Source organism: Mycobacterium sp. MAA66, from assembly GCF_041261665.1.
Taxonomy (GTDB): domain Bacteria; phylum Actinomycetota; class Actinomycetes; order Mycobacteriales; family Mycobacteriaceae; genus Mycobacterium.
The window spans coordinates 1-22,393 of the sequence record NZ_JBGCCC010000016.1; the positions used below are offsets into that span (position 1 = coordinate 1).

Annotated in this window: 26 protein-coding genes; 12 read left to right on the top strand and 14 right to left on the bottom strand. The window is 65.6% G+C overall.

Translation table 11 applies throughout. The features are described from left to right. The coding region (locus tag ABIA30_RS26095; protein WP_370070874.1) for a DUF222 domain-containing protein at positions 1-460 on the bottom strand (460 nt) is incomplete at its 3' end. 98 nt (positions 461-558) lie between these two features. Here ABIA30_RS26095 and ABIA30_RS26100 point away from each other — a divergent pair. From ABIA30_RS26100 to ABIA30_RS26115, 4 genes are all read left to right on the top strand, one after another. Next, positions 559-840 (top strand): phosphoribosyl-ATP diphosphatase, encoded by a 282-nt coding sequence (locus tag ABIA30_RS26100; protein ID WP_370070876.1) that lies wholly within the window; start codon positions 559-561, stop codon positions 838-840. Between the two features lie 2 nt (positions 841-842). Further along, a complete protein-coding gene (gene hisG, locus ABIA30_RS26105; protein WP_370070878.1) occupies positions 843-1,688 on the top strand; it encodes an ATP phosphoribosyltransferase in 846 nt (281 codons plus the stop codon). A 64-nt stretch (positions 1,689-1,752) separates the two neighbouring features. After that, positions 1,753-2,235: a DUF4126 domain-containing protein gene (locus tag ABIA30_RS26110; protein WP_370070880.1), complete on the top strand. Its 483-nt coding sequence runs from the start codon at positions 1,753-1,755 to the stop codon at positions 2,233-2,235. After that, on the top strand, positions 2,236-3,615 hold the full coding sequence (locus tag ABIA30_RS26115) for an FAD-containing oxidoreductase (protein WP_370070882.1): 1,380 nt from the start codon (positions 2,236-2,238) through the stop codon (positions 3,613-3,615). On the opposite strand, the gene ABIA30_RS26120 is transcribed toward ABIA30_RS26115, so the two are convergent. The 5 genes from ABIA30_RS26120 to ABIA30_RS26140 form a co-directional block, all read right to left on the bottom strand. Beyond that, positions 3,599-4,213 carry a flavodoxin family protein gene (locus ABIA30_RS26120; RefSeq protein ID WP_370070884.1) on the bottom strand — a complete coding sequence of 205 codons (615 nt, stop codon included), beginning with the start codon at positions 4,211-4,213 and terminating at the stop codon, positions 3,599-3,601. The genes ABIA30_RS26115 and ABIA30_RS26120 overlap by 17 nt on opposite strands. 4 nt (positions 4,214-4,217) lie before the next feature. Next, a complete protein-coding gene (locus tag ABIA30_RS26125; protein WP_370070886.1) occupies positions 4,218-4,730 on the bottom strand; it encodes an SRPBCC family protein in 513 nt (170 codons plus the stop codon). Continuing rightward, a complete protein-coding gene (locus ABIA30_RS26130; RefSeq protein WP_370070888.1) occupies positions 4,727-5,044 on the bottom strand; it encodes an ArsR/SmtB family transcription factor in 318 nt (105 codons plus the stop codon). Before ABIA30_RS26130 ends, ABIA30_RS26125 begins: the two co-directional genes overlap by 4 nt. Before the next feature lie 81 nt (positions 5,045-5,125). Further along, a complete protein-coding gene (locus ABIA30_RS26135) occupies positions 5,126-5,914 on the bottom strand; it encodes a thioesterase family protein (RefSeq protein WP_370070890.1) in 789 nt (262 codons plus the stop codon). Continuing rightward, complete coding sequence (locus ABIA30_RS26140) at positions 5,911-6,747, bottom strand: RecB family exonuclease (protein ID WP_370070892.1); 837 nt, start codon at positions 6,745-6,747, stop codon at positions 5,911-5,913. The genes ABIA30_RS26135 and ABIA30_RS26140 overlap by 4 nt, the downstream gene beginning before the upstream one ends. A 116-nt stretch (positions 6,748-6,863) precedes the next feature. On the opposite strand from ABIA30_RS26140, the gene ABIA30_RS26145 reads away from it, so the two are divergent. Then, positions 6,864-7,721 carry a tRNA (adenine-N1)-methyltransferase gene (locus ABIA30_RS26145; RefSeq protein ID WP_370070894.1) on the top strand — a complete coding sequence of 286 codons (858 nt, stop codon included), beginning with the start codon at positions 6,864-6,866 and terminating at the stop codon, positions 7,719-7,721. A gap of 9 nt (positions 7,722-7,730) precedes the next feature. On the opposite strand, the gene ABIA30_RS26150 is transcribed toward ABIA30_RS26145, so the two are convergent. Beyond that, entirely contained in the window at positions 7,731-8,315 is a 585-nt protein-coding gene (locus ABIA30_RS26150) for a hypothetical protein (protein ID WP_370070896.1), read from the bottom strand. A gap of 9 nt (positions 8,316-8,324) precedes the next feature. Continuing rightward, a complete protein-coding gene (locus ABIA30_RS26155; RefSeq protein ID WP_370070898.1) occupies positions 8,325-8,813 on the bottom strand; it encodes a hypothetical protein in 489 nt (162 codons plus the stop codon). A gap of 147 nt (positions 8,814-8,960) precedes the next feature. Here ABIA30_RS26155 and arc point away from each other — a divergent pair, with 147 nt between their 5' ends. Then, positions 8,961-10,769, top strand: coding sequence for a proteasome ATPase (gene arc, locus ABIA30_RS26160; RefSeq protein WP_370070899.1), 1,809 nt, complete (start codon positions 8,961-8,963; stop codon positions 10,767-10,769). A gap of 53 nt (positions 10,770-10,822) precedes the next feature. Here arc and ABIA30_RS26165 read toward each other — a convergent pair whose 3' ends face one another. Continuing rightward, positions 10,823-11,989, bottom strand: coding sequence for a hypothetical protein (locus ABIA30_RS26165; RefSeq protein ID WP_370070901.1), 1,167 nt, complete (start codon positions 11,987-11,989; stop codon positions 10,823-10,825). A gap of 136 nt (positions 11,990-12,125) precedes the next feature. Between ABIA30_RS26165 and dop the strand changes: the two genes are divergently transcribed. The 4 genes from dop (at position 12,126) to prcA (ending at position 15,559) form a co-directional block, all read left to right on the top strand. Then, complete coding sequence (dop, locus tag ABIA30_RS26170; RefSeq protein ID WP_370070903.1) at positions 12,126-13,634, top strand: depupylase/deamidase Dop; 1,509 nt, start codon at positions 12,126-12,128, stop codon at positions 13,632-13,634. 100 nt (positions 13,635-13,734) lie between these two features. Continuing rightward, positions 13,735-13,929, top strand: a complete 195-nt coding sequence (locus ABIA30_RS26175; protein ID WP_370070905.1) for a ubiquitin-like protein Pup — start codon at positions 13,735-13,737, stop codon at positions 13,927-13,929. Then, positions 13,926-14,819, top strand: coding sequence for a proteasome subunit beta (prcB, locus tag ABIA30_RS26180; protein ID WP_370070907.1), 894 nt, complete (start codon positions 13,926-13,928; stop codon positions 14,817-14,819). The genes ABIA30_RS26175 and prcB overlap by 4 nt, the downstream gene beginning before the upstream one ends. Further along, on the top strand, positions 14,819-15,559 hold the full coding sequence (prcA, locus tag ABIA30_RS26185) for a proteasome subunit alpha (protein ID WP_370070909.1): 741 nt from the start codon (positions 14,819-14,821) through the stop codon (positions 15,557-15,559). Before prcB ends, prcA begins: the two co-directional genes overlap by 1 nt. A 4-nt stretch (positions 15,560-15,563) precedes the next feature. Here prcA and ABIA30_RS26190 read toward each other — a convergent pair whose 3' ends face one another. From ABIA30_RS26190 to ABIA30_RS26205, 4 genes are read right to left on the bottom strand one after another with little or no spacing between them, the layout of a single operon-like run. Continuing rightward, complete coding sequence (locus ABIA30_RS26190) at positions 15,564-16,637, bottom strand: ABC transporter ATP-binding protein (protein WP_370070911.1); 1,074 nt, start codon at positions 16,635-16,637, stop codon at positions 15,564-15,566. 3 nt (positions 16,638-16,640) lie between these two features. Further along, positions 16,641-17,498: a carbohydrate ABC transporter permease gene (locus tag ABIA30_RS26195; protein WP_370070913.1), complete on the bottom strand. Its 858-nt coding sequence runs from the start codon at positions 17,496-17,498 to the stop codon at positions 16,641-16,643. Continuing rightward, the gene (locus ABIA30_RS26200) at positions 17,498-18,391 is read right to left on the bottom strand and encodes a carbohydrate ABC transporter permease (protein ID WP_370070915.1); all 894 of its coding nucleotides are present in this window, start codon (positions 18,389-18,391) and stop codon (positions 17,498-17,500) included. The genes ABIA30_RS26195 and ABIA30_RS26200 overlap by 1 nt, the downstream gene beginning before the upstream one ends. Then, positions 18,388-19,710, bottom strand: a complete 1,323-nt coding sequence (locus ABIA30_RS26205; RefSeq protein WP_370070917.1) for a sugar ABC transporter substrate-binding protein — start codon at positions 19,708-19,710, stop codon at positions 18,388-18,390. Before ABIA30_RS26205 ends, ABIA30_RS26200 begins: the two co-directional genes overlap by 4 nt. An 80-nt stretch (positions 19,711-19,790) precedes the next feature. Here ABIA30_RS26205 and ABIA30_RS26210 point away from each other — a divergent pair, with 80 nt between their 5' ends. Next, positions 19,791-20,720 (top strand): class I SAM-dependent methyltransferase, encoded by a 930-nt coding sequence (locus ABIA30_RS26210; protein ID WP_370070919.1) that lies wholly within the window; start codon positions 19,791-19,793, stop codon positions 20,718-20,720. Here ABIA30_RS26210 and ABIA30_RS26215 read toward each other — a convergent pair. After that, positions 20,692-21,318 carry a TetR/AcrR family transcriptional regulator C-terminal domain-containing protein gene (locus ABIA30_RS26215; RefSeq protein WP_370070921.1) on the bottom strand — a complete coding sequence of 209 codons (627 nt, stop codon included), beginning with the start codon at positions 21,316-21,318 and terminating at the stop codon, positions 20,692-20,694. The genes ABIA30_RS26210 and ABIA30_RS26215 overlap by 29 nt on opposite strands. An 82-nt stretch (positions 21,319-21,400) precedes the next feature. Between ABIA30_RS26215 and ABIA30_RS26220 the strand changes: the two genes are divergently transcribed. Further along, positions 21,401-22,384, top strand: a complete 984-nt coding sequence (locus tag ABIA30_RS26220; protein WP_370070923.1) for a nitrilase-related carbon-nitrogen hydrolase — start codon at positions 21,401-21,403, stop codon at positions 22,382-22,384. Positions 22,385-22,393: the final 9 nt, after the last annotated feature.

Below are 22,393 nucleotides of genomic sequence, written 5' to 3' on the forward strand. Positions count from 1 at the left end.
CGCATTGGGTGCGGGTGGCTTCATCGACCCAGGACGGTAGTTTCGCCATGAAGTTTCCGATGGCGTCGATGTGCTCGGTATTGATGGTGCCATCGCCCTGAGCAGCCGCGGCGTGTTCCCACAATGGCGGCATCGTCTCTCCGGTCAGCGCGACCCGCGGGCCCAGATGCTCGGCGTCGCGGACCCGGCGCCGGGCCTCGGCACTGCTGATCCGCAACCGGATGGCCAGCACCTCAGCCCAGTTCTTCGCCCCGATCTCCTGGGCCGTGGCCTGCGCCTGGGCGGCAGCCAAAATCTGATGATCCACAGCCGGGGCGCAGCGGACCAGCACCTCCCGACGGGACTGCAACTCCAACAACTCAGCCACGCTCAAGCCGGTGTAATCAAACGAGGCGACCTTCGCATGCAACTCCTCCAGCGCCGCGTACGCGGTGAGGATGGTGCTGCGATCCGTTGCCATACTCGAACACTAGTTCGAACCACCGACAAGAAATGACTAGCGTTATTGCGGTGGTCAACCCCGGGTGGTCACATGCGTGCGTTACCGGTTTGCGCAGCATGAAACAATCACAGCCCGTGAAGACCTTCGACGCGCTGTTCGCCGAATTGAGCGAGAAAGCGCAGACCCGGCCGGCCGGCAGTGGCACCGTCGCAGCCTTGGACGCCGGGGTGCATCATCTGGGCAAGAAGATCATCGAAGAGGCCGGCGAGGTGTGGATCGCTGCCGAGTACGAGAGCGACGACGAGCTGGCCGGCGAGATCAGCCAGCTTCTGTACTGGACCCAGGTGCTGATGGTCAAGCGCGGTCTCACCCTCGACGACGTGTACGGCAAGCTATGACCATGCTGCGCGTCGCCGTCCCCAACAAGGGTGCCCTGAGTGAGTCGGCCGCCCACATCCTGTCCGAGGCGGGCTACCGCCGCCGCACGGATCCGAAGGATCTGACAGTCGTCGATCCGGCCAACAAGGTCGAGTTCTTCTTCTTGCGGCCCAAGGACATTGCCATCTACGTCGGCTCCGGGCAGCTCGACTTCGGCATCACCGGTCGTGATCTGGCCGCGGAGTCGATGGCGCCGGTGAGCGAACGACTGGCGCTGGGCTTCGGTTCGTCGACGTTCCGGTACGCGGCACCTGCTGGCCGGGACTGGACGGTGGCCGATCTGGCCGGCAAACGGATCGCCAGTGCCTACCCCAACCTGGTGCGGAAAGACCTGGCGGACAAGGGGATCGAGGCCAACGTGATCCGCTTGGACGGTGCGGTGGAGATCTCGATCCAACTCGGTGTCGCCGATGCGATTGCCGACGTGGTCGGTTCTGGACGGACCCTGGCGCTGCACAATCTGGTGGCTTTCGGTGAGTCCCTGTGTGATTCGGAGGCGGTGCTCATCGAGCGCGCCGACGCGGCACCTGACGCGGCGCGCGATCAGCTGGCCGCGCGGATCCAGGGAGTGGTGTTCGGCCAGCAGTACCTGATGCTCGACTATGACTGCCCGCGTGACGTTTTGGAGCGCGCGACGGCCATCACACCGGGTCTGGAATCGCCGACCATCGCGCCGTTGGCGGACGCTGACTGGGTGGCGGTGCGGGCGTTGGTGCCGCGCCGGCAGGTCAACTCCATCATGGATGAGCTGGCGATCATCGGCGCCAAGGCGATCCTGGCGTCCGATATTCGGTTCTGTCGCTTCTGACCTTTACCGGTGCTAGCGTCTGCTCTGAGTTCTCCCAGGGTTCACAGCCGATTCGGAGGTCGACGTGACGCATGCACTGGTAATGCTGTTGGCGCTGCTCATCGGGGTGGTCGCGGGTTTGCGGGCATTGACCCCGCCCGCGGTCGTCGCCTGGGGCGCCAAACTCGGCTGGCTGCCGGTGGCCGGAACATGGGCCGGCTGGGTAGCCCATCCGATCACGCTGACCGTGCTCACCATCCTGCTGATCGTCGAGCTCGTCACTGACCAGCTGCCCTCCACCCCGGCCCGAACTGTGCCGCCGCAGTTTCTGGCCCGGCTCCTCACCGGCGGTTTTGCCGGTGCGGTGATCGGCGCCGGCTGGCACCATACCTTCACCGCCACCGGGTGCGGCGTGATCGGTGCGGTGCTCGGCACGCTCGCCGGCTTCCACATCCGGCGGACCCTGGTCGAGCGCAACGGCGGTAAGGACCTTCCGGTGGCGATTGCCGAGGACGCCGTCGCGGTGCTCGGCGGATTCGGTGTGGTCGCGCTGGCGACGCTGCTGTAAATGTCTACTGGAGCAACGGCGTTCGACGCCATCATCGTTGGTGCAGGGCAGGCGGGACCGCCACTTGCCGGTCGGTTGACAGAGGCTGGTCATACCGTTGCGGTAATCGAACGCAAGCTGGTCGGCGGCACCTGCGTGAACTACGGCTGCATCCCCACCAAGACTTTGGTAGCCAGCGCCTACGCGGCAAATCTGGCCCGCCGCGGAGCTGAGTTCGGTATCAGCACAGGCGAAGTCGCGGTCGACATGGCCAAAGTCATGGACCGCAAAGACGGCATCGTCACCGCCGATCGCACCGGTGTCGAGAGCTGGCTTGAGGGGATGGACGGCTGCACGCTGCTACGCGGCCATGCGCGGTTCGTCGATCCGCACACGCTGCAGGTGGGTGACCAGACCATCACCGCTGAGCGGATCTTCCTCAACGTCGGTGGACGCGCCTCGGTGCCCGACATTCCGGGTCTGGCCGATGTCGACTATCTGACCAATGTCGGTGTGCTGGAACTCGACACTGTGCCACGGCATCTGGTGATCATCGGCGGCAGTTACATCGGGCTGGAGTTCGCTCAGATGTTCCGTCGATTCGGCGCCGAGGTCACAGTGATCGAACGCGGACCTCGGTTGGCGTCCCGAGAGGACGATGACGTCTGCATTGCGATCAAGGGCATCCTGGAGCGCGAGGGCATCACAATCCACCTGGGCTCCAGCGATATTCGCGTCTCACCACACAGTGACGGCGTCGCGGTGACCACCCGCCCCGACGGCCCGGTGGTCACCGGCACCCACCTACTGGTCGCGGTCGGTCGGGTGCCCAACACCGACGAGCTGGGTTTGGACGCCGCTGGAGTGGCCACCGACGCCCGTGGCTTCATCAATGTGGACGATCAACTGCGGACCAACGTCGAGCACATTTGGGCAATGGGCGACTGCAATGGCCGCGGTGCGTTCACCCACACCTCGTACAACGACTTCGAGATCGTGGCGGCCAATCTGCTCGATGACGAACCGCGCCGGGTCAGCGATCGAATCCCCACCTATGCGTTGTACATCGACCCGCCGTTGGGCCGCGCCGGTATGACCGAGGCTCAGGTGCGGGCCTCGGGACGAAAGGCTTTGGTAGGCAAGCGTCAGATGACTCGGGTGGGTCGAGCGGTGGAGAAAGGCGAGACCCAAGGGTTCATGAAGGTCGTGGTGGATGCCGAGACGCACCAGATTCTGGGCGCGGCCATCCTCGGTGTCGGAGGTGACGAGGTGGTGCACTGCATCCTGGACCTGATGTCAGCCGGGGCGCCCTACACCACCATGACCCACACCGTGCACATCCACCCGACGGTCGCTGAGTTGGTGCCCACCATGCTCGAGGGGCTCAAACCACTGAAATAGCCTGTGTCGCAGCACGTCCGGCAACCAACTGTCGGGTGACCAGGGCTACCCGGCGACCCAGATGCTCGCAGGTGGCGACGTCGGATGGGTGCACGCCTGCCGGGTCGGCATCGACGTCGGTGGCCGCCGCGGCGCCCAGCCAGAAGCCCAGCCGATTCAGCTCGTCCTCGCTGGATCCAGAACTGTTCCAACCTGGCCCGAGCCCGAGGCTCACCCAGTGCATGTGGTGTTGTGCAGCGAAAACCGCAAGTGAAACAAGGGAATTGAGTTTGTCGCCGCTCTTGGATCCGGAGTTGGTGAAGCCCGCCGCGACCTTGTCGCGCCAGGTGCCGAGCTGGCACCGGCGGCCGGTCTGTTCGGCGAAGGCTTGGAACACTGCCGAGACGTTGCCCATGTATGTGGCGCTACCGAAGATGATCGCGTCGGCGCTGTCGAGGCGTCGCCAGTCGTCGTCGGTCAGCTCGCCCAGCCGGATCGGTGTCACGTCGGCTCCGGCCGAGCGGGCACCGACGGCGACCGCGTCGGCCAGTACTGTGGTATGGCCGAAGCCGGATTGATAGGCGACGACCACACTGGGGTTGAAGTCATTCTGGGACATGTGTTTATCCGTTCCGGTCCAGCGGGCCGTGACCCGCGATCTGTTCATAGCGTTCGAGCCAGCCGGGCAGCGGTGTGCCGTCCAGCAATGCCTCCAGCCGGTCCAGGTAGGCCTGGGTGCCGGGGCGGAAACCATTGGCGTTGGGCACACCCAGGCCTCGATGCGTCAAGCGCAGTAGAGTCCCGGCACCGTCGGCGCTGAGTTCGTAGCGCACCACGCCGGGCTCGACGATCTGTTGATGCCATTCGTGCTCGAAAACCTTCGGGGGATCCCATACCAGGATGCGGCCGGTCATCCGTTTCATGTCCGGTGGCACCGGGGGACCGGATGCGACGGTTTCGATGGAACCGCCTTCGCGGGCGCTGATCTGGGTCTTGCCCATCCATTGGTCGCGGTGCGCGGGTTCGGTGATCGCCGCCCACACTCGATCGACCGGATGGGCCAGGCGGCGCTCGAAAATCAGTGTGGCGCGGTCACCTTCGACGACTACTTGGCCTTGAAGCTCGATGCCGGTCATGTGTCCTCCGTGAAAGTCGAATCCAGATGACGCTCGAGGGCGTCGAGGTGGTTGGTCCAGTAGTGCCGGTATCGGTCGATCCATCGGTCCATCTCGACGAGCCCGTCCGCGCGCAGGGCATAGATGCGGCGCTGAGCGTCGGGGCGCACTTCGACCAGTCCGACCTCGCGCAGCACTCGCAGGTGCCGGGAGACCGTCGGTTGGGTCAGGCTGGGCAGCGTGGCCACGAGTTCGCCTGCGGTGCGTTCACCGCCGGCCAATGCATCGAGCAGTGCGCGCCGACTGGGCTCGGCGATGGCTTCGAAGACGTCCACAGCACATATATTACATGCCATCTATATAGATGGCAATAAATATAAAGGCCCTCGGGTCACGCGGGCGTGTGCGCGGGATGGTCAGCGTCGCTGAACCAGCAGCGTCTGCGCCGAAACCCCGATGTAGCCCTGCTTGTCGAACAACTCGGCGCTGGTCACCCCGATGCCGTCCGGCCCGATCGAACCGCGGGCCCGCAACGCGAAATCCGAGCCGACCGGCGCGCGGTGCAGGTGCACGGTGGTGTCGGTGTTCATGAACAGAAATCTGTCCGGATCCAGCGCTGCCCCAACGCCATTGGCTGAATCGACCACCATGGCCAGGTGCTGCAGATCAGTCATGTCCTCATCGTCGATCAGCGACACCAGTGGCCGCATCCAGACCACGGTCGCGCCGGCGTCATCGGGCTGCGGCACCCAGGTCACGGTTTCCAGATACCCGGGCCGGTCCTGCCAGGCATGCCGGTGCCCGGTATCCGGCCCCTGGATCAGGGGCGGGTAACGGTCGAGTGCCGCCTCGCGGGTGTCGCTGGTGGCCAGCAACCAGGCGCTGACCCGAGCGACTGCGCGCTGCGAGCCGTCCGGCCCGGCTGCCGTCATCTCCGCGGTCATCATGCAGATGCGTGCCCCGGGGCGTGACACCCAGGCCCGAACCCGTACCGGCGCAACGGGAATCGCGCCCAAGATGTCCAGCGTCAATCGTCCGACGCGCATGCCCGAAGTGGCTATGTCCTCGATCGCCCGAGTCAGCAGGGCCAGTGGGGGAGAGCCGTGCTGGATGCGGGGATCCCAATTGCTGCAGGTGTTCTCGGTGGAGTCGAACAGCGCCCAATCGCCGTCGACGCCGACGCGCCGGTAGTACGCGTCGCTCATGCGGCATCGAAGCTCTGCGGCCAACCCGGATACGGCGGCGGAGTGCCGCCGAATGCCGGACACAGCTGCTGGTGTGTGCACCAGCTGCACAGCCGCGACGGATTGGGCCGGAAATCGCCTGTCTGCCCGGCATTTTGGATGGCGGTCCAGATGGCCATCAACGTCTTCTCGAACCGCTCGAGCTCATCGAGTTCCGGTGCATAGTCCAGCACCTGACCGTCGGCCAGATACAGCAGCCGCAACCGGGCCGGCACCACACCGCGCAACCGCAGCAACGCCACCGCGTAGAACTTCATCTGGAACATCGCTTTGAACTCGGCCAAGGCGCGCGCCGCCGGCGGCGCCTTGCCGGTCTTGTAGTCGACCACCCGCAGCTCTCCGGTCGGCGCGACATCGATCCGGTCGACGAAGCCGCGCAGCAGCGTGCCGTCGGCAAGTTCGACCTCGACGCGTTGCTCGCAGCTCTGTGGATCGAACCGGGTCGGATCTTCCAGCCGGTAGTAACCCGACAGCAGCGTTCGCGCCTCTTCGAGCAGGGTCTCGCGTAACTCCGGTGCGATCTCGGCGGCCAACTCGGGCTTCTCCGCAACCACCGCGTCCCACGCCGGCGTCACCAATGACAACGCGGTATCGGGTCCCCGGTCGGTCGCCGGCAGCGCATAGAGCTGTTCGAGCGCCGCATGCACCACCGAGCCGCGCAGCTGCGCGGTCGACGGTGGCTCGGGTAGCCGATCGATGGCGCGGAAGCGGTACAGCAGCGGACACTGCTTGAAATCGCTGGCCCGCGACGGTGACAGGGCCGGACGCCGGGTGCGCGCGGTGTCGGTACTCATGCGCGACCCGCCTTCGCTGCTCGCTGGGTCCTCATATCGGCAGCCTATGGCCCGGCGCTGACAAAATTGCCCAACCCGGCCGCTTCCGCCGATGCCGCAGCTGGCAGGCTGACGCGGTGCGAATCACCGGACCCTTCACCGTCGGCGACCGCGTCCAGCTGACCGACGCCAAAGGACGCCACTACACGGTGGTGTTGGCGCCCGGTGGGGAATTCCACACCCATCGCGGCATCATCGCCCACGACTCGGTGATCGACCAGCCCGAGGGCAGCGTCGTGAAATCCACCAACGGTGACCAATTTCTGGTGCTGCGGCCTCTGCTGATCGACTACGTGCTGTCCATGCCACGCGGCGCGCAGGTCATCTATCCCAAGGATGCCGCGCAGATCGTGCACGAGGGCGACATCTTTCCCGGTGCGAGAGTCCTGGAAGCCGGCGCGGGATCAGGCGCGCTGACCTGTTCGCTGCTGCGGGCGGTCGGCCCCGGCGGCAGCGTCACGTCCTACGAGGTGCGCGACGACCACGCCGTCCACGCGGTGCGCAACGTCGAGACCTTCTTCGGCGAGCGGCCGGACAACTGGAACCTGGTGATCGCCGACCTCAACACCTACGAAGGTGAATCAGGGGACAGCGAGGCGACGGGCAGTGGCCAGGTCGACCGCGTGGTCCTCGACATGCTGGCGCCGTGGGACGTGCTGGACACGGTGTCCAAGGCGCTGGTGCCGGGCGGCGTCCTGATCATCTACGTCGCGACTGTCACCCAGTTGTCCCGCACGGTCGAGGCGCTGCGGGAGCAGACCTGCTGGACCGAGCCGCGGTCCTGGGAGTCGCTGCAGCGTGGCTGGGACGTGGTCGGTCTGGCCGTGCGGCCGCAGCATTCGATGCGCGGGCACACCGCGTTCCTGATCAGCGCGCGCCGGTTGGCACCGGGCGCGGTGACGCCGACGCCACTGCGGCGCAAGCGCAACATCTGACCGGGCGGGTCAGCGGGTTGCTGTGGGGGAGGTCGTCGGCGCGGCCGGTACCAGTGGCGGTGACGCCGCGGGAGCGGGTGCGGCCGGGGGTGCTCCGGCACCCGGCTTGCCCGGGCTGAGCAGCAGGTTCGCGGTCTGGCGGTTCAATTGCCAGTCGGTGCCCAGCGGGCTGAACTCCATCGGATAGGTGAACTTGTTGGTCGGCGTGGCCACCGAATTGAGGGTCACCGTCGCCACCACGTTGCCGGGATGGTTGGCCGACCATGCCAGATCGGTGGCGCTGACGTTCAGCGGAATGAAGCCGTTGTCGCCGAGCGCCTTGGTGAACGAGGCGAGCTGGGCCTGATCCTCGGTGGTGGCGTGCTCGATCAGACCGACCTTCTGCTCAGGCGGAACCGAAGGGTCGGCGATTCGATACAGCACCGCGGTGAGCGCATCGGCCGTGGGCAATGGCGCGGCGTTGAGTGATGTCTGTACGGCGGTGGTGGCCGATGGCAGCGGCTCGGCGGCCGGCGGCATGTCCTTGTTGCACCCCGCGACCGCCAGTGCCGCCATGGCAGCGACGGCAGACAGCGCGGTGCGGGTCGCGAACAAGGAGAACTCCTAGCTCATCGCTGACAGCAGGACGAGGGCCGAGGATTTCGACAGTTGCCAGCCGGATGGGCTCGGCCCGGCCACGAAGGTCACTGTCGCAGTGGAGCTGTGGCCGTGGGCCGAGGTTGCTGTGACATCGGCTTTCACGGTGTCGTCCTTCTGCACGAGGTTGGAGACCGAGAAGGTCATCGGCAGCTCGCCCTTGGCCACCGCGTTGTTGTAGGCGTTGTCGGCGCTGATCGACTGCAGGCGCCCGATGCCGCCCTGCACGTAGCTGGCCTTCACGCCGCCGAAGGTGCCGGGCGCGGCCAGGCCGTTGAGGGTGTCGATCAGCTCTTGGTTGCTGGGTTCGGGCGACTGGGACATCGGGATCTGCCAAACCACCGGGACGATCGCCGGGTTTGCCGCGGGCCGCAGTTTGGGCACCGCAATGCCGGCCGCTGCGGCGGCGACCAGAGCTACCGCGGTCACACCGGCGACGAGGGACTTGGGGGGCACGGCAATCCTTTCCAGGTACCCGACTTGGATACGACGGTAACAGTGTCGCCAGTGTGTCGAACCTCCTAGCGCACACATGAATGACGAATCGCCGGTAGCGTTGAGGTATCCACCGCACCACATTCCGGTGCGGGAAAGGAGCGCAAGATGCCTGAGTCAGACCGTCCGGACGCAGTTTCTGGTCACGATGCCATCGAGCTGGAGCAGCTTCGCCGTGAGGCGGCTCAATTGCGTGAGCAACTCACCGCGGCCGTAGGTGCTGGACGCATAACCCGCGATGTGAGCCAGCTCGAGGCCCGGATCGACCAGCTGTCTTCGCGCAACGCCAAGCTGATGGACACCCTCAAGGAAGCCCGGCAACAGTTGCTGGCGCTACGCGAGGAGGTCGATCGACTCGGGCAGCCACCCAGTGGCTACGGCGTGCTGCTGCTGGCCCACGAGGACGACACCGTCGACGTGTTCACCTCGGGCCGCAAGATGCGGCTGACCTGCTCGCCGAACATCGACGTCAAGGAACTCAAGCAGGGCCAGACAGTCCGCCTGAACGAGGCGCTGACGGTGGTCGAGGCCGGCAACTTCGAATCGGTCGGAGAGATCAGCACGCTGCGAGAGATCCTGGCCGACGGCAAGCGCGCACTGGTGGTCGGTCATGCCGACGAAGAGCGCATCGTGTGGCTGGCCGAGCCGCTGATCGCCGCCGAGTTCCTGGAGCCCGAGGTGGTCTCGCTGCTGGACGAGACCGACGACGACCTGCGCGCGCGCAAGCTGCGTCCCGGCGACTCGTTGCTGGTCGACAGCAAGGCCGGGTACGCCTTCGAACGGATTCCCAAGGCCGAGGTCGAGGATCTGGTCCTCGAAGAGGTGCCCGACGTTGCGTACAGCGACATCGGCGGCCTGACCCGGCAGATCGAGCTGATCCGCGACGCGGTGGAGCTGCCGTTCCTGCACAAGGATCTCTACCGGGAGTACTCGCTGCGGCCGCCGAAGGGCGTGCTGCTGTACGGCCCGCCCGGGTGCGGCAAGACCCTCATCGCGAAGGCTGTCGCCAACTCGCTGGCCAAGAAGATGGCCGAGATCCGTGGCGACGACGCCCGCGAGGCCAAGAGTTACTTCTTGAACATCAAAGGCCCCGAGCTGCTCAACAAGTTCGTCGGCGAGACCGAACGGCACATCCGGCTGATCTTCCAGCGGGCCCGGGAGAAGGCCTCTGAAGGCACCCCGGTGATCGTGTTCTTCGACGAGATGGACTCGATCTTCCGGACCCGCGGTACCGGCGTGAGCTCCGATGTGGAGACCACCGTTGTCCCGCAGCTGCTTTCGGAGATCGACGGCGTCGAGGGCCTGGAGAACGTCATCGTCATCGGCGCCTCCAACCGTGAGGACATGATCGATCCGGCGATCCTGCGGCCCGGCCGCCTGGACGTCAAGATCAAGATCGAGCGGCCGGATGCCGAAGCCGCGCAGGACATCTTCAGCAAGTACCTCACCGAGAACCTGCCGGTGCACGCCGACGACCTCGCCGAATTCGGTGGCGACCGCGCGCTGTGCATCAAGACCATGATCGACAGGGTCGTGGACCGGATGTACGCCGAGATCGATGACAACCGGTTCCTGGAAGTCACGTACGCCAACGGCGACAAGGAAGTCATGTACTTCAAGGACTTCAACTCCGGCGCCATGATCCAGAACGTGGTGGACCGGGCCAAGAAGTACGCGATCAAGTCGGTCCTGGAAACCCAGCAGCGCGGCCTGCGGATCCAGCATCTGCTGGACTCGATCGTCGACGAGTTCGCCGAGAACGAGGATCTGCCCAACACCACCAACCCGGACGACTGGGCACGGATCTCCGGCAAGAAGGGCGAGCGGATCGTGTACATCCGCACCTTGGTCACCGGCAAGTCGTCGAGCGCCAGCCGGGCCATCGACACCGAGAGCAACTTGGGCCAGTACCTGTAACTGCCGACTGTGAGGGTTGTGCACGCAAAATCATCGGATTGCGTGCACAACCCTCACATTTTTTGCTGAGGTAATTGCGGTGTCGCGGCATCGGCCCGGTAGCGGTTGCGCGCCAGCAGAGTCAGATGCAGATCGTCGAGCAGCGGGTCCACGAAGTCGGCGCGGTACTCGTCGTCGCTGACCGCTCGGGCCGCCAGGTACATGAAGGTCAGCGTGGTCAGGAACATGACCACATGGATCAGTGCCTGCGGGACCGGCAGCGTCATCCCGAGCAGATGACCGTCGGCCGATCCGCCGTTGGTCAAGGCGCGCAACAACTCCGGGCTGATCAGGATCAGGCCGAAGATGAAGAACAGCAGGCCGGTGGCCGCGGCCGCGGTCATCACCTGCACCGTCTGCGACAGCGCGATGACGATGACGCCGTTCACCCGTTCGGGTAGCGTCAACGGTGCGATGTGCGCCGGATCCGGCAGTTCGGCGAACGGCGTCCCGGCCAGGTCGGCTGACCGGTCGGGTTGCGCGGCCTCGCGGCGCATGGTCGGCCTGACGCGGTTCACGGTGGTGGACACCAGGAAAGTCCCGGCGATGACCAACAGGAACAGCAGCGCCCCTTCCAGCCGGTCAGGGCCGACGGTCGCCGCCATGGTCCAGACCGGACCGTTGAAGAACACCAAAACGGTCAGCAGCATGACCGGTAAGGCCCGCACCAGCAGTGCACCCATGGAAGCCAGGTTCTCCAAGGTCATGCGCAGCGCCCAACCCAGAATCGAACCGATTCCCGTTGCGGTTGCCAGGAGTATCGCGGCGATGATCGCCGAGTTGAGGATCACATCGAAGTGCCGCAACGCGAACGGACCACCGTAGGCCGCGCCGACGGTGATGACGGCGACGGAGACCGCCGCGACGGCTGCCCGTGTCCGTCGGCGGGCGATCCGTGACACCGCTCGGCCGACCAGCGCTGCGGTCGGGAGGACCAGCACGACCATTGCCAATTCGAACCATTGGGAACGGGTCGGTGCACCGTCGATGTCGATGGTGTGGCTGCCGGTGACCAGCACGATCGCGATCGAGACCGCCATCATGACCGCGAACGCCGCCAGAGCGGGAGCCGAGCGTGACCAGACATTGCGCAGCAGTCCACCGGGCCGCAGGACCGCGGGCAGGCCTTTGCGCAAGAACCAGGTCTCCGCTGCGAAACGGTCAGCTGCCGCTGATGTCATGGTGCTCAATCATGCATGGCCAGGTGCGACGACGCCGCGATCAACTGAATCGCCACGCCACCAAAGTTTCGGGTCCGTCAGTTTCGCGTGGTAGCTCGCCGGGACCGCGTTTCGGCATCCGTCTAGTCTTGGCGGCATGCAACGGATCATCGGGACCGAGGTCGAATACGGCATCTCATCGCCGTCGGATCCGACCGCGAATCCGATTCTCACCTCGACCCAGGCGGTACTGGCCTATGCGGCGGCCAGCGGTATCCAGCGGGCCAAGCGCACCCGCTGGGACTACGAGGTCGAATCTCCGCTGCGTGACGCCCGCGGTTTCGATCTCGGGCGGACGAACGGTCCGGCGCCGATCGTGGACGCCGACGAGATCGGTGCGGCCAACATGATCCTGACCAACGGCGCCCGGCTGTATGTCGATCACGCGCACCCGGAGTACTCGGCACCCGAGGTCACCGACCCGATGGACGCCGTGATCTGGGACAAGGCCGGCGAGCGGGTGATGGAGGCCGCCGCCCGGTATGTCGCCAGTGTGCCCGGCGCGGCCAGGCTTCAGCTGTACAAGAACAACGTCGACGGCAAGGGTGCGTCGTACGGCTCGCACGAGAACTACCTGATGAGCCGGCAGACCCCGTTCACCTCGGTGATTGCCGGGTTGACGCCGTTCTTCGTATCGCGGCAGGTGGTCACCGGTTCCGGTCGTGTCGGAATCGGCCAGTCCGGTGACGAGCCGGGCTTCCAGCTGACCCAGCGCGCCGACTACATCGAGGTCGAGGTCGGACTTGAGACCACCCTCAAACGCGGCATCATCAACACTCGCGACGAGCCGCACGCCGACGCCGACAAATATCGCCGGCTGCACGTCATCATCGGCGATGCCAACCTGGCCGAGACCTCGACCTACCTCAAGGTGGGCACCAGCTCGCTGGTGCTCGACCTGATCGAGTTCGGCCCGGCCGAGGGCATCGATCTGTCCGACTTGGCGTTGGCCCGCCCGGTACATGCGGTACACGTCATCAGCCGCGACCCGTCGCTGCGTGCCACTGTCGCGTTGGCGGACGGCCGCGAACTGACCGCCCTTGCGTTGCAACGTATTTACCTGGACCGGGTGGCCAAGCTGCTGGACCGCCGCGACCCGGACCCACAGGCCGACCACGTCGTCGAGACCTGGGCGCACGTACTGGATCTACTGGAACGTGACCCGATGGAGTGCGCCGAGATCCTCGACTGGCCGGCCAAGCTGCGGCTGTTGGAGGGCTTCCGGCAGCGCGAGAACCTGTCCTGGAATGCGCCGCGGTTGCATCTGGTGGACCTGCAGTACTCCGATGTGCGCCTGGACAAGGGCCTCTACAACCGGTTGGTGGCGCGCGGCTCGATGAAGCGGCTGGTCACCGAGCAGCAGGTGCTCGACGCGGTGCACAACCCGCCCACCGACACCCGGGCTTATTTCCGTGGCGAGTGCCTGCGCAGGTTCGGCGCCGACATCGCCGCGGCCAGCTGGGATTCGGTGATCTTCGACCTCGGGGGCGAGTCCCTGGTGCGGATTCCGACGCTGGAACCGCTGCGTGGCAGCAAGGCACATGTGGGCGCCTTGCTGGACTCGGTGGACAGTGCCGTGGAACTGGTGGAACAGCTCACCACGTAAGGCTCGTCAACATTGCTCCTCGCGTCCGCAGTGGCATACCGGGCCACGCGGGCGTGGACCGGTAGGGTGAAGTAACCAGATCGAGCATCAGGAGGCTGCGATGGCTCAGGAACAGACCAAGCGTGGCGGTGGCGGCAGCGAGGACGACGACCAGTCGGGTCCGACCGCAGCCGGACAGGAACGCCGCGAGAAGCTGGCCGAAGACACCGACGACCTGCTCGATGAGATCGATGACGTGCTGGAAGAGAACGCTGAGGACTTCGTGCGCGCGTACGTCCAAAAGGGCGGCCAGTGACATCAGGGTTCGGGCCGTTCGCTGATCGACTGGATGTCACCTCACCGCATCTGAATCTGTCCTCTTTTTCGGACTTTCTCGGCCGGCAGGCACCGCATCTGTTGCCGGCCGCGGACGTGAGGAGCAATTGGGCTTCAGTGGGTGACGCTCGGTCCAGTGGTTCCGAGTTGCCCCACGGCACCACGATCGTCGCGCTGAAGTTTCCCGGCGGCGTGCTGATCGCCGGGGACCGGCGGGCCACCCAGGGCAATATGATCGCCAGCCGCGACGTGCAGAAGGTGCACATCGCCGACGACTACACCGCAACCGGCATCGCGGGTACGGCGGCCATCGCCGTCGAGTTCGCCCGGCTGTATGCGGTCGAGTTGGAGCACTACGAGAAGCTCGAGGGCGTGCCGCTGACCTTCCGCGGCAAGGTCAACCGGTTGGCCATCATGGTGCGCGGCAATCTCGGTGCGGCACTGCAGGGTTTCGTCGCGCTGCCGCTATTGGTCGGCTACGACGTCGATGACACCGACCCGGGGAACGCCGGGCGCATCGTGTCGTTCGACGCCGCCGGCGGCTGGAACCTCGAAGAGGAGGGCTACCAGTCGGTGGGCTCCGGTTCGCTGTTCGCCAAGTCGTCGATCAAGAAGCTGTATTCCCAAGTGACCGATGCGGATTCGGCGCTGAAGGTGGCCATCGAGGCCCTTTATGATGCCGCCGATGACGATTCGGCCACCGGTGGACCGGACCTGGTACGTGGTATTTACCCGACCGCGGTGCTGATCGGTGTTGATGGTGCTGAAGAGGTCGGCAACGAACGGATCGCCGCGCTGGCCCGGGAGGTCATCGCCCACCGCAGTGCCCAATCGCCGACACGGCCGGAGCGCGCGGGAGGTAATGACTGATGAGCTTTCCGTATTTCATCTCGCCCGAACAGGCGATGCGTGAGCGTTCCGAGCTTGCGCGCAAAGGCATTTCGCGAGGCCGCAGTGTGGTCACCCTGGCCTATTCCGGCGGCGTGCTGTTCGTGGCGGAGAACCCGTCGCGCTCGCTGCAGAAGGTCAGCGAACTGTACGACCGCGTGGGTTTTGCCGCGGTCGGCCGGTTCAACGAGTTCGACAATCTCCGCCGCGGCGGCATCCAGTTCGCCGACACCCGGGGCTATGCCTACGACCGTCGGGATGTCACCGGACGGCAGCTGGCCAATGTGTACGCCCAGACCCTCGGCACCATCTTCACCGAGCAGGCCAAGCCCTACGAAGTGGAGCTGTGCGTCGCCGAGGTCGCGCACCACGGTGAGACGAAAGCCCCTGAGCTGTACCGGATCACCTACGACGGATCGATCGCCGATGAGCCGCATTTCGTGGTGATGGGTGGTACCACCGAGCCGATCATCGCCGCGCTGAACGAGTCGTACGCCGAGAACGCCAGCCTGGCCGACGCGGTGAAGATCGCCGTCGACGCGCTGCACGCGGGCGCCGGAGAAGACCGGGTGCTCGACGTGGCGACTCTCGAGGTCGCGATCTTGGACGCGGGCCGGCCACGCCGGGCGTTCCGCCGGATCACCGGTGCGGCGTTGGAAGCCTTGCTGCCCAAGGCCGATGCCACACCCGAGGCATCCGCTGGGGCCGACTCCGCCGAGTAACGGCTCAGGTCAGCCGCCGGCCATCGGCGGTGAAGAAGAGCAGGTGTGCGGGGTCGGGTACCAGATGCACCCGACTGGCACGCTGCGGTGGATTGCGCGCATCGGCCCTGGCGGTGATCGAATGGCCGGCGGCGCCGTCTCCGGCGGTAATCCGGCCGTAGAGGTAGGCATCCGCGCCGAGATCTTCGATCAGTTCGACCACGATCTCGATCCCGCTGCCGGTGCCGAACTCGAAGTGTTCCGGACGGATACCGACGGTCACCTCCGGCCCAGCCGCCGAGATCTGCCGGGGAAGGCGAATTACCCAGTCGCCCAGTGAAACCGAGCCATCGTGCACGCGCAGCGTGAACAGGTTCATCGGCGGTGCGCCGACGAACCCCGCGACGAACACGTTGGCGGGGTCGCTGTACAGCTCACGCGGCGGAGCGCACTGCTGCAGTACTCCGTCGCGCAGCACGGCGACCCGGTCGCCCAAGGTCATCGCCTCGACTTGGTCGTGGGTGACGTACAGCGTGGTGGTGGCCAATTTGCGTTGCAGTGCGGCGATCTGTTTGCGGGTCTGTATCCGTAGCCCGGCATCGAGATTCGACAACGGTTCGTCCATCAGGAATACCTGCGGATGACGCACGATTGCGCGGCCCATCGCCACCCGCTGGCGTTGCCCGCCGGACAGATCCTTGGGCTTGCGGTGCAGGTAAGGCTCCAGATCCAACATCCGAGCGGCTTCGAGTACCCGGTCGCGGATCTCGGCCTTCGGGCGGCGGGCGGTCATGAGCGCGAACCCCATGTTCTGCGCCGCCGTCATGTGCGGGTACAGCGCGTAGTTCTGGAAGACCATCGCGATGTCCCGCTGTTTCGGGTCGGCGTCGGTCACGTCGTTGCCGCCGATCAGGATTCGACCGTCGTCCACGCTCTCCAGCCCGGCCAGCATTCGCAGCGTCGTCGATTTGCCGCAGCCAGACGGGCCGACGAGGACCAGAAACTCACCGTCGTCGATGGACAGGTCAAGGCCGTCCACCGCCGGCCGGTCGGAGCCGGGGAAGTGTCGGCTTGCCTGATCGAATGTCACCGTCGCCATCGGTCACTGCCCGCCCAGGCCGGTCATCGCGATGCCGCGGAGGAAGGAACGCTGCGCCACGGCATAGATGCCGATCAGCGGCAGCAGCATCAGGATCGATGCGGCCATCAACACCGGCCAGCGCGAAACATGTTGTCCCTCGGCCCATACCAGTCCCAGCGTCAACGTGGCGATCTCCGGGCGTTGAATCATGACCAATGGCCACAGGAAATCGTTCCACACGTTCACCCAGGTGAGCACCGCCAGCACCATGAGCGCGGGCTTGGTCTGCGGCAACAGAATTCGCCAGTAGATCCGCCAGGGTGAACAGCCGTCCAGCATGGCGGCCTCCTCCAGATCGGCAGGCAACGTCGCGAAGAACTGCCGCATCAGGTAGGTGCCGAAGGCGGTGCCGAACAGCCCGGGCATGATCATCGCCCATGGCGTATCGGTCCACCCGAACACCCGCATGATGACGAACTGGGGGATCACCGTGACGGTCAGTGGCACCATCAGGGTGGCCAGATACAGCAGGAACACAATGCCCCGACCACGAAAGGGCAAACGCGCGAAGGCATATCCGGCCAGCGAACAGAAGAACACCTGTCCGGCGGTGACGCAACCGGCGTAGAGCACGGTGTTGGCGAACATCCGCCAGAACGGCATCAGTGAGAAAACGTCAGAGTAGTTCGACCACTGCGGATGGGCGGGAAGTAGCGTCGGCCGGCCGATCTCCGCGGGAGTCTTCAACGATCCCGACAATGCCCACAGAATCGGGAACAGCGCGCACCAGGCCATGGTGATCAGCACCGAGTAGATCGCGACAGCGCGTAGCACCACGCGCCTGATCTTCCGTTGGGTGCGGGGGATCGACTGCGACATCAGGTCGGCTCCCGGCGCGCGCGCCTGAGTTGCAGCACTGTCAGGGCCAGCAGGATGGCAAACATCACCCAGGCCAGCGCGCATGCGTAGCCGAATTCGCCGAATGCGAAGGCATGCTGAAACAGCATGATGCCCAGCACATAGGTGGCGCTCTCGGGCCCACCATTGCCGCCGGTGAGCACGTACACCTGATCAAAGGCCTGGAAAGCGTTGATCGTCGAGATGATCAGTACAAAGGACAACGCGCCCCGGATCAGCGGCAGCGTGATCCAGAAGAACCGCCGTACCTCACCGGCACCGTCGATCTTGGCTGCCTCGTAGATGGTTTCGGGAATGCCCTGCATGGCTGCCAGCAGGATCACGGTGGTGAACGGCACGCTTTTCCAGACGCTGACCAGGCACAGGGAGACCATCGCCCAGTGCGGGTCGACCAGCCAGGGCACCGGTCCCAGCCCGAGCCAGCCCAGCATGATGTTCAGCAGCCCGTTGTCGGTGTTGAAGACGAACTGCCACACCACTGCCATCACCACCGCAGACACCGCCAGGGGTATGAAGATGATAGTTCGGAAGATGCTGATGCCCTTGAGTTTTCGGTTCAGAGCGGCCGCGCAGGCCAGGCTGATCAGTACCGTGGGCAGTACTGATCCGGCGGTGAACACCACAGTGTTGCGCAGCGCGATGCCGAACAGTGGGTCTTGGGTGAACAGGTGACGATAGTTGGCCAGCCCGACGAATGTTGCGGGCCGGAACAGATCGCTGCGCTGAAAGCTCATGTACAGCGAAAACCCCAGCGGGAACAACATGAATACGATGACGGCGGCCAGGTTCGGTGCGATGAACAGGCGCCCGGCTCGGGCCCGGGTTCTGCCGGATGGCGCCGCTTGGCGGGTCATGCGCCGCTCAGCACACGGTCGACGTCGCGGGACAGGCCGGCCTTCAGTGACTGCGCGGTGGTGGTCCCGCGGAGCACCGGGCCGAAACTGCGATCCATCAGCGCATCGATCTTGGGCCACGATGGGGTGATGGGTAAGTATCCGGAGTGCGTGGGTCCGTCGGTCAGCACCGCCAGATGGCCAATGCGGCTGTGCGCGTCCGCAAAACCGGCCGACCCGAGTGCGGATTTGAGCACCGGGACGAACAGGCCGGTCTTGCCGATGAGCGCCTGCCCGACAGGTCCGGCGGCGAATTTCACGAACTGCCAGGCTTGTCGGTGATGTCGGCTGTCGGCTGCGATGGCCAGTCCGGTGGTGCCGATATTGGAACAGGCCCGGGTTCCGCGCGGCCCGACCGGAAGCGTGGTGATATCGAAGTCGAGGCCGTCGGCGCCCGAGAAGCTCTGGTACCGCCAGTGACCGGCCAATGCCATGGCCGCTTTGCCCGCCACAAACAGATCCATGGTGGACATCGACTGGGCGTCGATGGCGGTGGGTGAAACCCGGTGTCTGGCAGCGAGATCCGCATAGAACTGCACTCCGTCCAGGAAGGCGTCGTCGTCGAAGTTGAGATGCTCGGGATTCGTCCGTGGCTGGCACCATTGGGCACCGTTGTTCATCGCGAACAACCCGGCCGAGTAGGTCGGCACCCAGGTATCGACGAACCCCCACTGGGTGACCGCGCCTGAAGACGTCCTCTTCGTCAAAGCCTGTGCTGCAGTGAGAAATTCGGCGAAGGTCCAGGATTGCTCCCAGCGCGATGGCGGGGACGGCAAGCCGGCGTCGGTGAACAGCTTCTTGTTGTAGTACAGGAAGTTGCCGGACCACTGCTCGGGCAAGGCGTACTGGCCGCCGTCGAAGGTGAAGGTGCGGTACAAGGAGTCGATGCTGTCGCGGTGCAGTTCATCGGTGAAATCCGGATCCTGGCCGGCGAGGGTGTTCAAGTCCAGGAGGACCCCGCGGTCGGCCAGTGTCGCGTAGGTCAGCTCCCAGGCCATCAGCACATCGGGACAGCGTCCGCCGGCGCAGAAGGTCGACATCTGCTGCACCGGATCTGGGCCGGACAACACGATCCGCACGGGGATGTCCGGGTGCCGGCGACCGAACTCCGTGATGACGCGGCGGCGGGCATCGGCTTCCTCGGGATTGGCGGCGAAGAAGAAGCTCAGCGCATTCTCGTCGGGTTCAGCGCAGGCGGACATCCAGGGCGCCAGGGCCGCTGCGCCCAGCGCGGCGGAGCCGCGCAGTAGCGTGCGGCGGTCGAATCGCTTGGCGTACATGGTGCTCCCAGCATCGCGGCCTACCGTCGATGCTGGCACCTCGGCGGCGTGGCGTCGAGGGCCCGACCGAGAGGGCGATCATGACTCGAACCGATGACGACACCTGGGACCTGGCCTCCAGCGTCGGGGCCACTGCCACCATGGTCGCTGCCGCCCGGGCCATGGCCAGCCGCGAACCGGCGCCATTGATCAACGATCCGTTCGCCGAACCGCTGGTCCGCGCGGTGGGTGTGGACTTCTTCAAGCGTTGGGCCTCGGGCGAACTGGACGACGCCGATCCAGAGACGGTGGCGAACCTGCGGCAGATGGCCGACTGGATGGCGGCGCGCACCTGGTACTTCGACCGCTATTTCGCCGATGCGATGGCAGCCGGTGTGCGTCAGGTGGTGATCCTGGCGTCGGGCCTGGACTCCCGGGCGTACCGGTTGCCGTGGCCGGCGGGCACCACGGTCTTCGAGATCGATCAGCCGCAGGTCGTCGAGTTCAAGAATCGGACCCTTGCCGAGTTGGGGGCCGAGCCGACCGCCGAGCGCCGGGCGGTCGCCGTGGATCTGCGGCAGGACTGGCCGACCGCATTGCGGCAGCAGGGTTTTGCCGAATCTGACCGCACGGCCTGGCTGGTCGAGGGCCTGTTGCGCTACTTGCCACCGGCGGCGCAGGGAGGGCTACTGGACCAGATCGGGGAACTGAGCGCCGTCGGAAGCTGGTTTGCGGGAAACGCGCCGACCGGAGACCGGTCCGATGCCGACCGTGTACAGACCCAGATGCATCAGGTGACTGACAGCTGGCAGGACCACGGTTTTGATCTGGACATCTCGGATCTGGCCTACCCCGGGCAAGACGAAGGGCTGGCCGGATATCTGAACCGGGCGGGTTGGCAGACCGTCTTCACCACGACGCCGGAGATGTTCGCCGAAGCGGGTGTGCGGTCGGTGCCGAGCGAAGATTCCCCGTTCACCAACGCCATCTATGTGCGTGGCATCAAGGGTGCGGACCGGCCCCAGCGCTGAGCGCCACCAATCCGCGTAGCAGTACCGCGACGCCGAATTCGAAGGCATCGTCGGCGCGCTCGGGCTTCGCACTGCCGGTGGCCAGCGCCGCGGTCAGTTCGGGGCCGGCCTCGGTGCCCGTCTGCCACGGCTCGTCCGGTGCGGCGACGTCGAGTGCAGAGCCCAGTACGAACGAGTCGACCAGGGTGATGGCGCGCAGCGTATCGGCCGGATCGAACCCGGCGCGGCCGAAGGTGACCGCCAGGATGTTGTACATCGTGAAGGCGTGGTCGCTGTTGACGGCGTGCGCGGTCAGCAGCGGGATAAGCCGCGGATATCGCGCGTAGCTCTGTCGGTAGGACCGCATGATGTCGGCGACCACGTCGGTCCACGGACGGCGTGGATCATCGGCGGGCAGTGCCACTTCGGACATCGCCCGTTCGCGTAGCAGCTCGATGATCTGCTCACGTCCGGCGACGTGGTTGTACAGCGACGACGGACGGACCTTCAGCACCCGGGCCAGTTCCGGGACGGTGAACCCGCCGGTCCTGTTGACCAGATCCATTGCTGCGCTGGCTATGCGATCCGTGGATAGCAGCGGCACTGGCGGGCGTCCCATGGAATCTTTCTACTACCCCTTTACAGACAGGAGTAATTGGGTTCACAATAAAACGAACGTCATTCGTTTTAGGAGCTCGTTGATGATCACCCTGACCGCCACCGCACCCGAGCCGCTGTCGCGCAGCACCGAGTCGAGCCGTCCTCCGCTGCGGGTTGGCCTGGTGCAACACCGGTGGCGTTCCGACGCCGTCGAGTTGGCCGCGGTGTTGCGCGACGGTATCGACCGCGCTGCCGGTGCCGGCGCCACTCTGGTCTGCCTGCCGGAGATCACCCTGCTCCGGTATCCGGCCGACACCCCGGCCGGACCGAACCCGGGAGATACCGCGGAAGACCTGACCGGCGGGCCCACCTTCGCTCTGGCTGCCGAGGCCGCTCGGGCCAACGGTATATTCGTCCACGCCTCGCTGTATGAAAAGTCCTCGGCCGCAGATGGTTTGGGATTCAACACGGCAATCCTGGTGGCACCGTCGGGTGAATTGGTGGGCCGTACCCGCAAGATGCATATCCCGATCTCGGCCGGCTACTACGAAGACACCTACTTCCGGGCGGGTCCCGCCGATGGTGACCCGTACCCGGTCTACTACCCGGATGGGCTCGGGGCCCGCGTGGGCTTGCCGACCTGCTGGGACGAATGGTTCCCCGAGGTCGCCCGCAACTACTCGCTCGGCGGCGCAGAGATCGTGGTCTACCCGACGGCCATCGGGTCCGAACCGGTCTTCCCGGCATTCGACACCCAGCCGCTGTGGCAGCAGGTCATCGTGGCCAACGGCATCAACAGCGGGCTGTTCATGGTGGTGCCCAACCGGATCGGCGACGAGGGCACGGTCACCTTCTACGGCTCCTCGTTCATCTCCGATCCGTATGGCCGGGTGCTGGTGCAGGCCCCGCGCGACGAGGAGGCGGTGCTGGTCGCCGACCTGGACCTCGACCAGCGCCGTGACTGGCTGGAGTTGTTCCCGTTCCTGCTCACCCGGAGGCCCGAGAGCTACGCCGCGCTGAACCGTCCAGTTGATGTCGACCACCCGTACGGGGCCGGCCACGAGGCCACGGCGGTGGTGAAGTGACCACGTACC

What these genes read in the sequence shown, in the direction of transcription:
- ABIA30_RS26120 (WP_370070884.1), bottom strand. Translation starts at nt 4,213, where the DNA reads ATGTCCCAGAATGACTTCAACCCCAGTGTGGTCGTCGCCTATCAATCC.
- ABIA30_RS26165 (WP_370070901.1), bottom strand. Translation starts at nt 11,989, where the DNA reads ATGACATCAGCGGCAGCTGACCGTTTCGCAGCGGAGACCTGGTTCTTG.
- hisG (WP_370070878.1), top strand. Translation starts at nt 843, where the DNA reads ATGCTGCGCGTCGCCGTCCCCAACAAGGGTGCCCTGAGTGAGTCGGCC.
- ABIA30_RS26135 (WP_370070890.1), bottom strand. Translation starts at nt 5,914, where the DNA reads ATGAGCGACGCGTACTACCGGCGCGTCGGCGTCGACGGCGATTGGGCG.
- ABIA30_RS26210 (WP_370070919.1), top strand. Translation starts at nt 19,791, where the DNA reads ATGACTCGAACCGATGACGACACCTGGGACCTGGCCTCCAGCGTCGGG.
- arc (WP_370070899.1), top strand. Translation starts at nt 8,961, where the DNA reads ATGCCTGAGTCAGACCGTCCGGACGCAGTTTCTGGTCACGATGCCATC.
- prcA (WP_370070909.1), top strand. Translation starts at nt 14,819, where the DNA reads ATGAGCTTTCCGTATTTCATCTCGCCCGAACAGGCGATGCGTGAGCGT.
- ABIA30_RS26100 (WP_370070876.1), top strand. Translation starts at nt 559, where the DNA reads ATGAAACAATCACAGCCCGTGAAGACCTTCGACGCGCTGTTCGCCGAA.
- ABIA30_RS26220 (WP_370070923.1), top strand. Translation starts at nt 21,401, where the DNA reads ATGATCACCCTGACCGCCACCGCACCCGAGCCGCTGTCGCGCAGCACC.
- ABIA30_RS26215 (WP_370070921.1), bottom strand. Translation starts at nt 21,318, where the DNA reads ATGGGACGCCCGCCAGTGCCGCTGCTATCCACGGATCGCATAGCCAGC.
- ABIA30_RS26200 (WP_370070915.1), bottom strand. Translation starts at nt 18,391, where the DNA reads ATGACCCGCCAAGCGGCGCCATCCGGCAGAACCCGGGCCCGAGCCGGG.
- ABIA30_RS26205 (WP_370070917.1), bottom strand. Translation starts at nt 19,710, where the DNA reads ATGTACGCCAAGCGATTCGACCGCCGCACGCTACTGCGCGGCTCCGCC.
- ABIA30_RS26195 (WP_370070913.1), bottom strand. Translation starts at nt 17,498, where the DNA reads ATGTCGCAGTCGATCCCCCGCACCCAACGGAAGATCAGGCGCGTGGTG.
- dop (WP_370070903.1), top strand. Translation starts at nt 12,126, where the DNA reads ATGCAACGGATCATCGGGACCGAGGTCGAATACGGCATCTCATCGCCG.
- ABIA30_RS26175 (WP_370070905.1), top strand. Translation starts at nt 13,735, where the DNA reads ATGGCTCAGGAACAGACCAAGCGTGGCGGTGGCGGCAGCGAGGACGAC.
- ABIA30_RS26190 (WP_370070911.1), bottom strand. Translation starts at nt 16,637, where the DNA reads ATGGCGACGGTGACATTCGATCAGGCAAGCCGACACTTCCCCGGCTCC.
- ABIA30_RS26140 (WP_370070892.1), bottom strand. Translation starts at nt 6,747, where the DNA reads ATGAGTACCGACACCGCGCGCACCCGGCGTCCGGCCCTGTCACCGTCG.
- ABIA30_RS26125 (WP_370070886.1), bottom strand. Translation starts at nt 4,730, where the DNA reads ATGACCGGCATCGAGCTTCAAGGCCAAGTAGTCGTCGAAGGTGACCGC.
- ABIA30_RS26115 (WP_370070882.1), top strand. Translation starts at nt 2,236, where the DNA reads ATGTCTACTGGAGCAACGGCGTTCGACGCCATCATCGTTGGTGCAGGG.